This window comes from Methylobacterium sp. A54F, assembly GCF_053346035.1.
This window is the reverse complement of sequence record NZ_JBKFBF010000004.1, coordinates 1-13,438: the sequence shown is the minus strand read 5'-3', so window position 1 is coordinate 13,438 and position 13,438 is coordinate 1. Positions and strand designations below refer to the sequence as shown.

The 13,438-nt window shown below is 72.8% G+C and carries 12 protein-coding genes, 2 tRNA genes and 1 other RNA gene; 5 read left to right on the top strand and 10 right to left on the bottom strand.

The window, feature by feature from the left end; genetic code table 11:
• Nucleotides 1-97: 97 nt before the first annotated feature.
• The 5 genes from ACLBXP_RS08155 to ACLBXP_RS08135 form a co-directional block, all read right to left on the bottom strand.
• On the bottom strand, nucleotides 98-2,011 hold the full coding sequence (locus ACLBXP_RS08155) for a CHASE3 domain-containing protein (RefSeq protein WP_447667130.1): 1,914 nt from the start codon (nucleotides 2,009-2,011) through the stop codon (nucleotides 98-100).
• Nucleotides 2,012-2,061: 50 nt separating this feature from the next.
• Nucleotides 2,062-2,385 carry a YbaB/EbfC family nucleoid-associated protein gene (locus ACLBXP_RS08150; RefSeq protein ID WP_447667129.1) on the bottom strand — a complete coding sequence of 108 codons (324 nt, stop codon included), beginning with the start codon at nucleotides 2,383-2,385 and terminating at the stop codon, nucleotides 2,062-2,064.
• A 67-nt stretch (nucleotides 2,386-2,452) separates the two neighbouring features.
• Nucleotides 2,453-4,360: a DNA polymerase III subunit gamma/tau gene (locus ACLBXP_RS08145; RefSeq protein WP_447667128.1), complete on the bottom strand. Its 1,908-nt coding sequence runs from the start codon at nucleotides 4,358-4,360 to the stop codon at nucleotides 2,453-2,455.
• 55 nt (nucleotides 4,361-4,415) lie between these two features.
• An RNA gene (gene ffs, locus ACLBXP_RS08140) (signal recognition particle sRNA small type) lies at nucleotides 4,416-4,512 on the bottom strand.
• Nucleotides 4,513-4,562: 50 nt separating this feature from the next.
• Complete coding sequence (locus ACLBXP_RS08135) at nucleotides 4,563-4,823, bottom strand: PepSY domain-containing protein (RefSeq protein WP_447667127.1); 261 nt, start codon at nucleotides 4,821-4,823, stop codon at nucleotides 4,563-4,565.
• 123 nt (nucleotides 4,824-4,946) lie between these two features.
• On the opposite strand from ACLBXP_RS08135, the gene ACLBXP_RS08130 reads away from it, so the two are divergent.
• Together ACLBXP_RS08130 and alaS are read left to right on the top strand one after the other, a co-directional pair.
• A complete protein-coding gene (locus tag ACLBXP_RS08130) occupies nucleotides 4,947-6,482 on the top strand; it encodes a YifB family Mg chelatase-like AAA ATPase (RefSeq protein ID WP_447667126.1) in 1,536 nt (511 codons plus the stop codon).
• Nucleotides 6,483-6,617: 135 nt separating this feature from the next.
• Nucleotides 6,618-9,299, top strand: a complete 2,682-nt coding sequence (alaS, locus tag ACLBXP_RS08125; RefSeq protein ID WP_447667125.1) for an alanine--tRNA ligase — start codon at nucleotides 6,618-6,620, stop codon at nucleotides 9,297-9,299.
• Nucleotides 9,300-9,360: 61 nt separating this feature from the next.
• Here the strand turns inward: alaS and ACLBXP_RS08120 are convergent, their stop codons facing one another.
• From ACLBXP_RS08120 to ACLBXP_RS08110, 3 genes are all read right to left on the bottom strand, one after another.
• Complete coding sequence (locus ACLBXP_RS08120) at nucleotides 9,361-9,783, bottom strand: DUF2147 domain-containing protein (protein WP_447667124.1); 423 nt, start codon at nucleotides 9,781-9,783, stop codon at nucleotides 9,361-9,363.
• Between the two features lie 100 nt (nucleotides 9,784-9,883).
• Nucleotides 9,884-10,474, bottom strand: coding sequence for a hypothetical protein (locus ACLBXP_RS08115; protein WP_447667123.1), 591 nt, complete (start codon nucleotides 10,472-10,474; stop codon nucleotides 9,884-9,886).
• A gap of 406 nt (nucleotides 10,475-10,880) precedes the next feature.
• A tRNA-Ala gene (locus ACLBXP_RS08110) sits at nucleotides 10,881-10,956 on the bottom strand.
• Nucleotides 10,957-11,164: 208 nt separating this feature from the next.
• On the opposite strand from ACLBXP_RS08110, the gene ACLBXP_RS08105 reads away from it, so the two are divergent.
• Together ACLBXP_RS08105 and ACLBXP_RS08100 are read left to right on the top strand one after the other, a co-directional pair.
• Nucleotides 11,165-11,530 carry a VanZ family protein gene (locus ACLBXP_RS08105; RefSeq protein WP_447667122.1) on the top strand — a complete coding sequence of 122 codons (366 nt, stop codon included), beginning with the start codon at nucleotides 11,165-11,167 and terminating at the stop codon, nucleotides 11,528-11,530.
• 146 nt (nucleotides 11,531-11,676) lie between these two features.
• Nucleotides 11,677-11,766, top strand: a tRNA-Ser gene (locus tag ACLBXP_RS08100).
• Between the two features lie 458 nt (nucleotides 11,767-12,224).
• Here the strand turns inward: ACLBXP_RS08100 and ACLBXP_RS08095 are convergent.
• The gene (locus ACLBXP_RS08095) at nucleotides 12,225-12,356 is read right to left on the bottom strand and encodes a hypothetical protein (RefSeq protein WP_447667121.1); all 132 of its coding nucleotides are present in this window, start codon (nucleotides 12,354-12,356) and stop codon (nucleotides 12,225-12,227) included.
• Between the two features lie 592 nt (nucleotides 12,357-12,948).
• Between ACLBXP_RS08095 and ACLBXP_RS08090 the strand changes: the two genes are divergently transcribed.
• The gene (locus tag ACLBXP_RS08090) at nucleotides 12,949-13,191 is read left to right on the top strand and encodes a DUF6894 family protein (protein WP_447667120.1); all 243 of its coding nucleotides are present in this window, start codon (nucleotides 12,949-12,951) and stop codon (nucleotides 13,189-13,191) included.
• Nucleotides 13,192-13,271: 80 nt separating this feature from the next.
• Here the strand turns inward: ACLBXP_RS08090 and ACLBXP_RS08085 are convergent.
• The coding region (locus ACLBXP_RS08085) for a LuxR C-terminal-related transcriptional regulator (protein ID WP_447667426.1) at nucleotides 13,272-13,438 on the bottom strand (167 nt) is incomplete at its 5' end.

Genomic DNA, 13,438 nt, shown 5'->3' with positions numbered 1-13,438 from the left:
CTTCGAGGGCCGCTCGCGCGGCCGCCTCAGGATGAGGTCGTGCGGGGGATGTCCGTTCGGGGAGGAGGGCCGTCGAGCGCTCGGATCGACAAGCCGGTCAGGCGGGCGCGTCGAGGACCTGGCGCACTTTCCGGGCGAGCCGCTCGACGCCGTAGGGCTTGCCGATGAGCTGCACCTCGGCATCGACGATGCCGTTGTGGACGATGGCGTTACGCGTGTAGCCGGTTGTGTAGAGGACGCGCAGGCCCGGCCGCAGGCGGCGCGCCGCGTCGGCGAGGTCGCGCCCGCTGCGCTCGGGCATCACGACGTCGGTGAACAGGAGCGCGATCTCGGGATGCGCCTCGATCGCGGCGAGCCCGGCGGCCGCGCCGCTCGCCTGCAGCACGGTGTAGCCGAGGTCCGCGAGCGCGCTCGCCGCCATCACCCGCACGCCGTCGTCGTCCTCGACCACGAGGATCACCTCCTCGGGCCGTCCCTGGGGCAGCGCCGCACCCGCGCCGGCCGGCGCGTCGGCGGGCGCGGGCTCGCCCCGGTGGCGGGGCAGGTAGAGCTTCACCGTCGTGCCCTGGCCAACCTCGCTGTAAATCTTCACGTGGCCGCCGGACTGGCGCACGAAGCCGTAGACTTGGCTGAGGCCGAGGCCGGTGCCGGACCCGGGGGCCTTGGTGGTGAAGAACGGGTCGAAGGCGCGGGCGGCGATCTCCGGACGCATCCCCGCACCCGTATCGGTGAGGGCGAGCATGACGTACTGCCCGGCCGGCACCCCGTCGTGCTCCGCGGCGTAGTCGTCGTCGAGGTGGGTGTTGGCGGTCTCGATGGTGAGGCGCCCCCCCTCGGGCATGGCGTCCCGGGCGTTGACGGCGAGGTTGAGGAGCGCGTTCTCGAGCTGGTTGGCATCGATCCGCGCCGTCCAGAGCCCCCCGGACAGGACCGTCTCCACGCGGATGGTCTCGCCGAGCGTCCGGCGCAGGATCTCCGAGAGGTTCGGCACGAGCCGGTTGCAGTCGATCGGCTCCGGGTTGAGCGGCTGGTTGCGCGCGAAGGCGAGCAGGCGGTGCGTGAGGGCGGCGGCCCGGCCCGCCCCGTCCAGCGCCTGCGCGAGGTAGCGCTCCACCTTCGCGTCGCCCCGGGCGAGGGCGCGCTCGATCAGGCTGAGGTTGCCGGTGATGATCGCCAGCATGTTGTTGAAGTCGTGGGCGAGGCCCCCGGTGAGCTGGCCCAGCGCCTCCATCTTCTGGGACTGGCGCAGGCGCTCCTCCAGGCGCTCGCGCCCCGCCACCGTGTCGAGGAGGGCCTGGTGGGTCGCCGCCAGGGTCTCGTTGGCGGCGGCGAGCCGGCGGTTCCGCCCGCGGGCCTGCCGGATCGTGTAGGCCCCCAGCGCGAGCGTCAGCAGCGCCGCGGCGGCCACCGCCAGCTGCACGCGGGTCGCCATGCGGGCGGCGCGCTCCTGGCGCTCGCGCAGGGCCCGGGAGATCTCGGCGCGGAGCGTCGTCGCCCGCTCGCGCACGAGGTCCATCAGGCGCTTGCCCTCGCCGGCGCGCACGAGCTCGCGCGCACCCTCCGAATCGCCCGTCCGCTTCAGCGCGATGGTCCGGCGCAGCTCGTCGAGCTTCGCCTCGATCGCCGCACCGAGGGCCGTCACCTCGGCGGTCCGGTCGGGATCGTCCGCAACCGCGTCCGCGATGGTGTGGAGGCCCCGCTCGATGCGCCCCAGCGCCTCCTCGTAGGGCTGCAGGTAGGTCTCCGAGTCGGTGAGCAGGTAGCCGCGCTGCCCGGTCTCGGCGTCCTGGACGGCCGAGAACAGGCTGGTCACGCCGCCCCGCAGCTCGACGCTGCGCCGGACATCCGCGATGCCCTGCCGCTGCATCGCGACGAGGCCGCCGGTGCCCGCGACGATGCCGATCAGCAGGAGGAAGCCGACGACGAGGGGCGTCAGCCCCCGCCGCGTCGTTGCGGCTGTCGCGGGGAAGCCCGTCGCCGGGACGGGGATGGAAGGCGGATCGAGCGGCACGCTCAAGCTTTACGGGCGAAAAGCGGCGGCCACAACGGATCCGCCGGCCCTCAGAAGGGAAGCTTCATGCCGGGCGGCAGCGGCAGGCCCTTGGTCAGCTCGGCCATCCGCTCCTGCGCGGTCTGCTCGGCCTTGGCGCGGGCGTCGTTCATCGCCGCCACGATCAGGTCCTCGAGGATCTCGCGCTCGTCGGCCACCATCAGGTCGGGGTCGATGGCCACACCCTTCACGAGGCCCTTGGCCGTCATGGTAACCCGCACGGCGCCGCCGCCCGAGGCGCCCGAGACCTCGACGGCGTCGAGCTCGCTCTGCAGGTTGGCCATCTTCTCCTGCATGGCCTGAGCCTGCTTCATGATGCCCATGATGTCGCGCATGACGGTTCCGTCCCGGCTCGAGGAGTTCGCGTGTCGGCCCTGAGATAGCGATGCGGGCGCCCCGCCGCTACGCCTCGTCGTCCTCGGCCGCCTCGACCTGCGCGGCGTCGGCCTCCCCGAGGATCTCGGTCTCCGCGGTCGGAGTGGGCTCGTCGGGCGCCTTGTCGCGCACGTCGACGATCTGCGCGCCGGGGAACCGGGTCAGCACCTCCCGCACCAGCGGGTGGGCGGCGGCGTCCTGCCGGCGGCTCTCGGTGGCGGCGCGGGCACGATTCTCCAGCGTCGGTGCGCCGGCCTCCTTCGAGAGCGCGACGATCCAGCGCCGGCCCGTCCAGGCGTCGAGCGCCCGGGCGAGATCGTTTGCCAGCGCAGCGCGGCCGCCCTCGGCGAGGCGGAACTCGATGCGGCCCTCCTCGAAGCGCACGAGGTGGACCTCGCGCTCCAGCGCGGTCTTGAGCCCGATGTCGCGGCGGGCATCGGCGAGGGCCACGACGTCCTCGAAGCGCGCGAGCCGCGGGCCCGCCGGTTCGGCACGGACGGCGGCCGGGGGTGGAGCGAGGGACGGCGCACGAGACGCCTCGGGAGCCGCCGCCAGAGCCGGCGAGGCGGCCGCCCTCGCTTGCGCCGGCGCCGCGACGGCGAGGGCCGGGCGGGGAATCTCGGCCCGCTCTCCTTCGGCCGCACCCAGGCTCGGAACCGGCGGGAGCGGGGGGCGGGCGAGGGCCGGCGGCTCCGGTGCCGCAGCGGTCAGGGCCTCGCCGCGGAGCTGGCGCAGGGCCTCGTCGGGGGTCGGCAGGTCGGACGCGTAGGCGAGGCGCACGAGCGCCATCTCGGCGGCCGCGAGGGGCCGGGTCGCGGCCTGGACCTCGGGAATGGCCTTCAGCAGGATCTGCCAGGCTCGCGAGAGCGCGCGCACGCCGAGCCGGCCGGCGAACGCGGTGCCCCGGGTCCGCTCGACCTCGCTGAGCGTCGGGTCCGCGGCGGCCGCCTCGGGCACCAGCTTCAGGCGTGTGACGAGGTGGGTGAAGCCCGCGAGATCGGACAGGACCACCGAGGGGTCGGCCCCCGAATCGTACTGGCTGCGCAGCTCCGAGAAGCTCGCGGGCACGTCCCCGCGCATCACGGCCTCGAACAGGTCGACGATCCGGGCCCGGTCCGCGAGACCGAGCATGTCGCGCACGCCCGCCGCGGTGACCGCGCCGGCTCCGTGGGCGATGGCCTGGTCGAGGAGCGAGAGCGCATCGCGCACCGAGCCCTCGGCGGCGCGGGTCAGCGCGGCGAGCGCCTCGTCCTCGGCCTCGACGCGCTCGGCCGCGCAGATCCGGCGCAGGTGGGCGGAGAGGGTCTCGGCCTCCACCCGGCGCAGGTCGAAGCGCTGGCAGCGGGACAGGATGGTGACCGGCACCTTGCGGATCTCGGTCGTCGCGAACACGAACTTCGCGTGGGGCGGCGGCTCCTCCAGCGTCTTCAGGAAGGCGTTGAACGCCTTCTCGGAGAGCATGTGGACCTCGTCGACGATGTAGACCTTGTAGCGGGCCGAGACCGGGGCGTAGCGGATGCCGTCGATGATGCCGCGCACGTCGTCGATGCCGGTATGCGAGGCGGCATCCATCTCCAGCACGTCCATGTGCCGGGATTCCATGATGGCCTGGCAGTGCTGGCCGAGCTCCGGCATGGCGATGGTGGGGCCGCCGTCGGCCTCCCCCGCGCGGGCGTAGTTGAGGCCGCGCGCCAGGATCCGGGCGGTGGTGGTCTTGCCGACGCCGCGCACGCCGGTGAGCATCCAGGCCTGCGGGATGCGCTTGGCCGCGAAGGCGTTCGCCAGGGTGCGCACCATGGCGCCCTGGCCGATCAGGTCGTCGAAGGTCTGGGGGCGGTACTTGCGGGCGAGCACCCGGTAGGGCGCCGCGGCGGCCTGCTGCGAAAGGCCCGGAAACCCCGGCTCGTCGTCCTGCGTGCCGGAGGTCGCGTCCATGCGATCGTCGGAGTGAGCCGCGTTCGGTGATGCAGGGCCCGGGGAGGCCGCGGGAGGTGGGAGGCTGGACAAAGACCCGCTCGGTCTCGTTAGGGCTGCTTCCTTCCGGACCTGACCCGGTTGGCGAGTGAAACGTCCCTCGCCAACCTCCCGCGGCCTATATGGCCGGGCGCTCCCGCGAACGCAAGCCGGCCCGGCGGGCCTACTCGGCCTTGCGCTTGACGATGGCGAGCGTCTTCGGGTCGAGCTTCAGGTCGAACTGCTTGCCCTGCGCGTCGACGGCGTCGTCCACCTCGATCATGCCGTCGTCGAGCTCGATCTCCTTCCACTTGGTGAAGCCCTCCTGCTTGAGCATGGCCTCGACCTTGGCCTGCTGGTCCGGCGGAAGCTTCTCGTCCGCGTAGGCGGCGCCGGACAGGGGCAGGGCGAGGGCGAGGGCGGCGAGGGGCATCGTGAGGCGCATGGCGGCTTCCTTCTCGGCGTGGTTGAGGGGACGGCCGATGAACAGGCGAGGTCCGCCCTGGTTCCCGTTGTGCCGGCAAGGTTCCGCGCCTAGGATTTCCGCCCTAGCGAGGATCCCCATCCCATGGTCACCCGGGTCGCCACCGTCGCCTTCGAGGGGATCGAGGCGCGCGCCGTCGACGTGCAGGTGCAGATCATCCCCGGAGCAGTGATGTTCAGCGTCGTCGGCCTGCCCGACAAGGCCGTCGCCGAATCCCGCGAGCGCGTGCGCGGCGCCCTGATCGCCTCCGGCCTCGCCCTCCCGGCCAAGCGCATCACCGTGAACCTCGCGCCCGCCGACCTGCCCAAGGAGGGCTCGCACTACGACCTGCCGATCGCCCTCGGGGTGATGGCGGCGATCGGGGCCGTGCCGGCGGACGCGCTCGCGGGCTACTGCGTGGTCGGCGAGCTCGCCCTCGACGGCTCGATCACGCCGGTGAGCGGCGTGCTGCCCACCGCCATGGCCGCGCAGGCGCGCGGGCTCGGGCTGATCTGCCCGGCCGCGAGCGGGCCCGAGGCGGCCTGGGCCGGCGGCGACCTCGACGTGCTCGCCCCGCGCTCCCTCGTGCAGCTCGCCAACCACTTCAAGGGCAGCCAGGTGATGGCCCGGCCGGTGCCGGCGGTGGCCGCGCCCGGCGCGCCCCTGCCAGACCTCGCCGACGTGAAGGGCCAGGAGGGGGCCAAGCGCGCCCTGGAGATCGCCGCGGCCGGCGCCCACAACCTGCTGTTCAACGGCCCCCCCGGCGCCGGCAAGTCGATGCTCGCCGCGCGCCTGCCCTCCATCCTGCCCCCGCTGACCCCGCGCGAACTCCTCGACGTCTCCATGGTCCAATCGGTGGCGGGCCTCCTCAAGGAGGGCGCCCTGTCCGACCGGCGCCCCTTCCGGGCGCCGCACCACTCAACCTCGATGGCGGCCCTCGTCGGCGGCGGGGCCGGGGCGCGGCCGGGCGAGGTGTCGCTCGCGCATGGCGGCGTGCTGTTCCTCGACGAGCTGCCGGAGTTCACGCCGCAGGTGCTCGATTCCCTTCGGCAGCCCCTGGAGACCGGCGCGGTGATGATCGCGCGGGCCAACCACCGCATCACCTACCCGGCCCGCTTCCAGCTCGTCGCGGCCATGAACCCCTGCCGCTGCGGGCAGGCGCTGGAGCCGGGCTACGCCTGCCGCCGCGGCCCGAACGCCCGCTGCATGGCGCAGTACGGCGCGCGGATCTCGGGGCCGCTCCTCGACCGGATCGACCTGCGCGTCGAGGTGGCGGCGGTGACGGCCGCCGACCTCATCCTGCCGCCGCCCCGCGAAGGCTCGCGCGAGGCCGCCGCCCGGGTCGCCGCCGCGCGGACCGCGCAGGCCAGGCGCTACGAGGCCCGCGGCCTGCCGCCGGCCACCACCAACGCCACCTGTCCGGCCGGGGTGATCGAGGCGGTCGCGGCGCCGGACGCGGACGGGACGGCGCTCGTCCGCCACGCCGCCGAGACCATGCGCCTCAGCGCCCGCGGCTTCCACCGGACGCTCCGCGTCGCCCGCACGCTCGCCGACCTCGACGGGGAGCCCCAGGTCCGCCGGCTCCACCTCGCCGAGGCGCTGTCCTACCGGGGCCGGGTCGACCCGGCCCCGGTGGCGTAACCTGCCGGGGCGGGTGCGCAGAGAAACCACCCGTGACTTGCGCCGCGCCGCTCCTTAAGAGGGCGTGAGCTTTCTAAAGCCGCGCCGCACGCGGGCGCGCGGCGACCCGAGACCAGGACAGACGAGTCACCTTCGATGAGCGGCGTCAACGAGATCCGGTCGACCTTCCTCGACTACTTCGCCCAGGCCGGCCACGCGGTGCTGCCCTCGTCCTCGCTCGTGCCCAAGAACGACCCGACGCTGATGTTCACGAACGCGGGCATGGTGCAGTTCAAGAACGTCTTCACGGGGGTCGAGAAGCGGCCCTACACCACCGCGACGACGGCCCAGAAGTGCGTCCGCGCCGGCGGCAAGCACAACGACCTCGACAACGTCGGTTACACGGCGCGCCACCACACCTTCTTCGAGATGCTGGGGAATTTCTCCTTCGGCGACTACTTCAAGCCGCGGGCGATCGAGCTGGCCTGGAATCTGATCACCCGGGAGTTCGGCCTCAAGCCCGACCGCCTGCTGGTGACGGTCTACGCCGACGACGACGAGGCGGCCGAGCTCTGGCGCAAGATCGCGGGCTTCCGCGACGACCGGATCATCCGCATCGGCACCTCCGACAACTTCTGGCAGATGGGCGACACCGGGCCCTGCGGCCCCTGCTCGGAGATCTTCATCGACCAGGGGCCGGCGCTGCAGGGCGGCCCGCCCGGCTCCCCCGACGAGGACGGCGACCGCTTCCTCGAGTTCTGGAACCTCGTCTTCATGCAGTACGAGCAGGTCGAGCCGGGCAACCGCCTCGTCCTGCCGCGGCCGTCCATCGACACCGGCATGGGCCTCGAGCGCATGGCGGCGATCCTCCAGGGCGTCACCTCGAACTACGAGACCGACCTGTTCCGCGCCCTGATCGACGCGGTCAGCCACGCGGTCGGCCGCCCGCCGGAGCCCGGCAGCGTCGCCTCCTACCGGGTCATCGCCGACCACCTGCGCGCCGCCGCCTTCCTGGTGGCGGACGGGGTGCTGCCCGGCAACGAGGGCCGCGGCTACGTCCTGCGGCGCATCATGCGGCGCGCCATGCGCCACCTGGAGCTTCTGGGCTCGCGCGAGCCCGTGATGTACCGCCTCGTGCCGACGCTGGTACGCGAGATGGGCCAGGCCTACCCGGAGCTGATGCGGGCCGAGAGCCTGATCTCGGAGACCCTGCGCCTGGAGGAGACCCGCTTCCGCCGCACCCTGGAGCGGGGGCTCGCCATCCTCGACGCGGAGAGCCGCGACCTCGCGGCGGGCCAGAATCTCTCGGGCGAGACCGCCTTCACGCTCTACGACACCTACGGCTTCCCCCTCGACCTGACGCAGGACGCCCTCAAAGCGCGGGGCATCGGCGTCGACACCGCGGCCTTCGCCTCGGCGATGGAGCGCCAGCGGCAGGCCGCCCGCGCGGCCTGGTCCGGCTCGGGCGAGGCCGCCACCGAGACCGTGTGGTTCGGCATCAAGGAGCGAGTCGGCGCCACCGAGTTCCTCGGCTACGAGACCGAGACGGCCGAGGGCATCGTCACGGCCCTCATCCGCGAGGGCGCGGAGGTCGAGGCGCTCGGGCCCGGCGAGAGCGGGCTCGCCCTCGTCAACCAGACGCCGTTCTACGCGGAATCCGGCGGCCAGGTCGGCGATACCGGGCTGGTCTCGGCCGCCGGCCTCAAGGCCCGGGTGACCGCGACCGAGAAGAAGCTCGGCGACCTGTTCGTGCATCACGTCACCGTCGCGGAGGGGCGCCTGTCCGTCGGCCAGGCGGTGGAGCTGCGCGTCGACCACGCCCGCCGCGGTGCCATCCGGGCCAACCACTCGGCGACCCACCTGCTGCACGAGGCCCTGCGCCAGGTGCTCGGCGACCACGTGGCGCAGAAGGGCTCGCTCGTCTCGCCCGACCGCCTGCGCTTCGACTTCAGCCACCCCAAGCCCATGGACGAGGCGGAGATTCGCCGCGTCGAGGACATCGCCAACGCGGTGCTGCTGCAGAACGCCCCCGTCGTGACGAAGCTGATGGCGGTGGACGAGGCGATCGAGTCCGGCGCCCGCGCGCTGTTCGGCGAGAAGTACGGCGAGGAGGTGCGCGTCGTCTCGATGGGCCGGCCCGTGGACGAGGCCGGTGCCGAGACCGAGGGTGGGCGCCTGCCGAACTTCTCGATCGAGCTCTGCGGCGGCACCCATGCGGCCCGCACGGGCGACATCGGGCTCATCACCGTGGTGGGCGAGAGCGCCGTCGCGTCGGGCGTCCGGCGCCTTGAGGCGATGACCGCGAACGCCGCGCGCCGCCACCGGGCCGAGGAGGCGCGGACGCTGGGGGCCCTGGCGGGTCTCCTCAAGGCGCCGGTCTCCGAGGCGCCGGAGCGCCTCGCCACCCTGCTGGAGGACCGCCGCCGCCTGGAGCGGGAGCTCGCCGACGCCCGGAAGAAGCTCGCCATGGGCGGCCCGGCGGCGGGCGGCGACGGCGCCCGCGAGGTGAACGGCGTGAAGCTGATGGCCCGCGTCGTCGAGGGCGTCGAGATGCGCGACCTCAAGAGCCTCGCCGACGAGGGCAAGCAGCGCCTCGGGTCCGGCATCGTCGCCATCGTGGGTGTGGCGGGCGACGGCAAGGCCGGGCTCGTGGTCGGCGTCACCGAGGACCTGACCGGCCGCTACGACGCGGTCGGCCTCGTGCGGGCCGGCGCCGAGCACCTCGGCGGCAAGGGCGGCGGCGGCCGCCGCGACATGGCCCAGGCCGGCGGCCCGAACGGGCAGGGCGCCCAGGCGGCCCTCGACGCGATCGTCGGGGCGCTGGAGGCGGCCGCCTGACGGGCGGCGCCCGACCGCCGGCGGCCTAGGATGCCGGCCCCTCAAGGGGGCCGGCGGGCGCTCAGTTCGTGCGCTTCCAGGTCTGGCGCTTGCAGAACACGCTCATGACGCAGCCCGCGACCTCCAGCGTCGCCGGGCCCGTGAGCTTGAGGGTGCCCGAATAGGTCTTCCCGTCCTTCGGGTTGTAGAGGGTGCCCTCGTAGCCGTCGGCGGTCTGCCGGGCCGCGTTGACGATCTGCACGCCGACCACGCTGCGGCCACGCAGGTTCGGGTCCGGGTTGTTGCTGTCGAGGCCCTTGCCCGAGGTGCTCGCGATGGTGCCGCAATAGCCCGCGCCGCAGCGGGCGAGCCGCACCTTGGAATCCCCCGTCTCGGTGAGCCACAGGCCCGCGGGGTCGCCCCCCTTCTGCGCCTGCGCGGCGCCGGCGCAGACGAGCATCATGACGGCGCCGCACAGGCGGCCCGCGATTGCCTTCCCGGTCATGTTCGTTCCTCCCGTATCGACCCCTGGGCGCCTTCGGCGCCGGGTCCGGGATATCGCCGCGGTCGCACCCTCGGCAAGCCGGGGCGGCCCCGCCCCGGTTTCAGGGCGCCCGGCTCGACAAGGCCGCGCCCGTGTAGGTCTCCGAGACCTCGCAGAAGGGGAGGCCGTCCGCGGTGGTGAGGACGGCATCCACCGCGAACAGGGGCTCGCCGGGCGCCGGCCAGGCGCCGGGCGTCGCCCGCCAGAGCATCCGCAGGTCGAGGTTGCGGCGGGTCGGCGCCAGCGGGCGGACGACCCGCCCAAAGGGCGCGTCGGTCTCCTCCAGGGCGGCGTTCATCTCCCGCGTCAGCCGGGCCGGGACGTACCAGTTGTCCGCCTCGGACAGCACGTGCGGGCCGCAGAGCAGGCGCACGCGCCGGTAGCGCACGGGCTCGTCCGCCCCGATCGCGAGGCGAACACGCTGGGCCGCGCTGAGGGGCTTGTCCGGCCCGGGCAGCCGCCGCGCCACGAGGCGGGGATCGTCGGCGAGGCCCTGCTCGGCGCACCAGGCCTCCAGGACCGCGGTGGCGCTGTGGCCGGCCAGGATGCGGGCGCGCAGGGTCTCGATCATCGCGGCCGGTCCCTCTGCGGTCCTCCGGAGGGGCGCCTCGGCCTGAGCGGGCGCTGCGAGAACCGGGACCAGTATCATCATCCAGCACGAAAGCGCGCCCGCGCGTGGCCGGCGCAGACGCGAGGCCAGCGCACCGCACCGCCATAGTGATGCCCGCCGCCGGCGTCCAGGCACGCGCGGCGCTGCGGCGGGGACGGGCGGACGGAACATGGGCAGGCGCAGCCTTCCGATCGGCCGAGCCTCGCGCCCGGCCGTCGCGCGTCGTTCTGCGCCGCTTGGACCCGCGCACGCAAGGCGGCAGATGCGCGCTCAGGAGCGGAGCGGTCACCCGAGCGAGTCAGGCGGCCCTGTCCGGCGCAAGCACAGGCGGCGCGCGCTCAAGTCTTCGCGCGAGCGGCAGCGAGATCTCTGAGGTTGCGATGGGTAAAGCCTGACGCAGCAGCCGAACGCGGCCCTCTGCGGTCGAACATCCCTCAAAGGAGGGAAATGGTGGAGCCTAACGGGATCGAACCGATGACCTCTTCCATGCCATGGAAGCGCTCTCCCAGCTGAGCTAAGGCCCCACTTTTCCACCGCGACGCTGGCGTTCCGCGGTGTCTGTCGTCGTCCGGCGCGGCGTCCGACGATGGGCGGTTCTATAGGCGGCTCCCGGAACGGACTCAACCCCTTTTTTCGCCCGCCGCCGTTTTTCAGAGGGTCGGACGCGGGCCTCCGCGGATGCGCAAACGCAGCGCGCTTGACCCGGCCGAGCGCGCGGGCGAGGACCCGCGCATGCAGCGCATCCTCCGTCTCAGCGCCTGGTCCGTCGCGGCCGGGCTGGTGCTCGTCACGCTCGCCCCGATCGGGTGGAGGCCCGTGGTGGCGGGCGCCACCGTCGAGCGTGCGGCGGCCTACGCCCTCCTCGGCCTCCTTCTGGCGCTCGCCTATCCGCGCCGCTGGCGCCTCGCCGTCGCGCTCGTCGTCGCCTACGCGGGCGTGCTCGAACTCGGGCAGATGCTCACCGAGACCCGGCACGCCCGCCTCTCGGACTTCCTCGTCAAGGCCGGCGCCGCCGTCGTGGGCGCGCTCCTGGCCGTCGCCCTCACGCGACGGCGCGCGACCACCGCCAATGCGGCCGGTAGCGGGACGCGATCCTAACGCCGAACGGCACCGCAGCCCGAATTTTCGGCCCCGCGAGGGCCGGGCGCCTTGCACAGCGCGTGCACCGCGCGTACAGCACGCCACCCGACGCGAACGCGGCGCCTCAGCAGCGCCGCTCCGTCGCGGCCCGGCTCGCCCGGGACGGAGGGGTGGCCGAGTGGTTGAAGGCGCACGCCTGGAAAGTGTGTATACCGGAAACGGTATCGCGGGTTCGAATCCCGCTCCCTCCGCCAGCCTGATTGAAGCCTCATTGTCGGACGAGGCTTTTCGCTGAACCCACCGCACTCAGGCACAGAAGATCTGCGGGTTTCGACGCTGCATCGAGGTCGATTGCGAAGGCTAGGCCGAGAAAGCCTTGCATCGTACACAGACAAAAGCGCGACTGCGATGCGTCAGTTCGCTCAGCTTCGATTTCGCAGCACGCGCCTCGGCCTCACCCGCACGAGCCGATCGTACAGCCCATTCCCGGAGATCGCTCAGGGCGGTTCACGCGGATTGGAATCCCGAAATGATCTCTCGGACTGACGGGCGCCGATACGATCCCACGTACCGACATTGATATTGGGAGGCGCGAGGCGGCGTGATCTTCGCCGAGCGGCAGGAAGCCGGAACGGAGACATGAAAAAGCCCGCCGCGGCGAGCCGGGCGGGCCGAACAGTCCACCGCCTCAGCGGTGGGCCGCGATCTGCTGTCAGGCAGCGACCGGGGCGGACGCGTCGATGTGGAAGCCGCGGTTGTCGAAACGATCGGCGAGCGCGATCACGAGAGCGACGTTCGCAACTGCAGCAAGAACGACGGCGGAGAAGGCGAGGATCACGGTCACGGCGGTGGCTCCAAAGCGTTTGCAGTGCGGTATATATCGCAGCGCACCCTTGGGATACCAGATGCAAAATTCAATATCTGCCATGCATCCAGGGCGGACCACGTGTGGGGCGGATATCCGTTTGGAGGCAGACCCGGCTGCGATCCCGGTTCCGCGGCCCGGTGACCCACCGGATGAACAGATCCGCTTGCGGCCGGCTTGGGTTTTGCGGGCACGGGATCAACGTCTCGGAGCCCACGTTCCAGACCGCCGCCGTTCCGGGTCTTCGCTCACGGTCACATCGAATGCGGATCGCTCGCGATCAGCCCCCGACAAGCCCCGGCCGGATCCATGAGCCGGTGACACGTCGGGGCGCGTCGCGCGCATCTCGCGGGGCCCCGCGATCCGGCGCGGCGGCGCGCTCCCGAATCGCCGATCGGGCCCGGAACGCTCCCGCGGGCTGCCGCGTTGCGACCGCCTCATTCGCGAGGCGCAAGCGGCCGCGCGGCGGCGTCCGGATCCGTCGAAAGGGGGAGCGGGGGCGGTGGGCATTCGCGGGCATGCCGGCTGTCGCCGGCCGAACGGGGCGACGGCACAGGGGGTTCGCTGCGCAATGCCACGCTTCTTCATCGACCTGCACGACGGCACGCGCCACGTGCGCGACGCGGAAGGCTTCGACCTGCCCGATGCGGCCGCGGCCCGCGAGAAACTGCTGCGGGTGGTGTCGCGCGTCGCGCAAGGGCTGAGCAGCACCTCGGACCGCCAGGACTACCTCGCGGTCGTGCGGGACGAGAACCGCAAGGTGCTCCTGCGGGCGCACCTCTCGCTCGATGTCGAGCAGGGGGATGCGGTGTAGGGCGCCGCCCGGGGCGTTCGCCGAAGGCTGGCTTTCCCGGCTCCGCGCGGAGCCGGGAGAGGGTGTCGGGGGCCGCGCCCCTAGTCTTCCATTCCGAAGTATCGGTTGGTGAGGTAGGCAACCTCGGTGCGGTTCTTGGCCTTGAGCTTCTTCATGATGTTGCGCACGTGCACCTTCACGGTGCTCTCGCACATGTTCAGCTCGTAGGCGATGATCTTGTTGGGCGTGCCCTTGCGCAGCGCCCGCG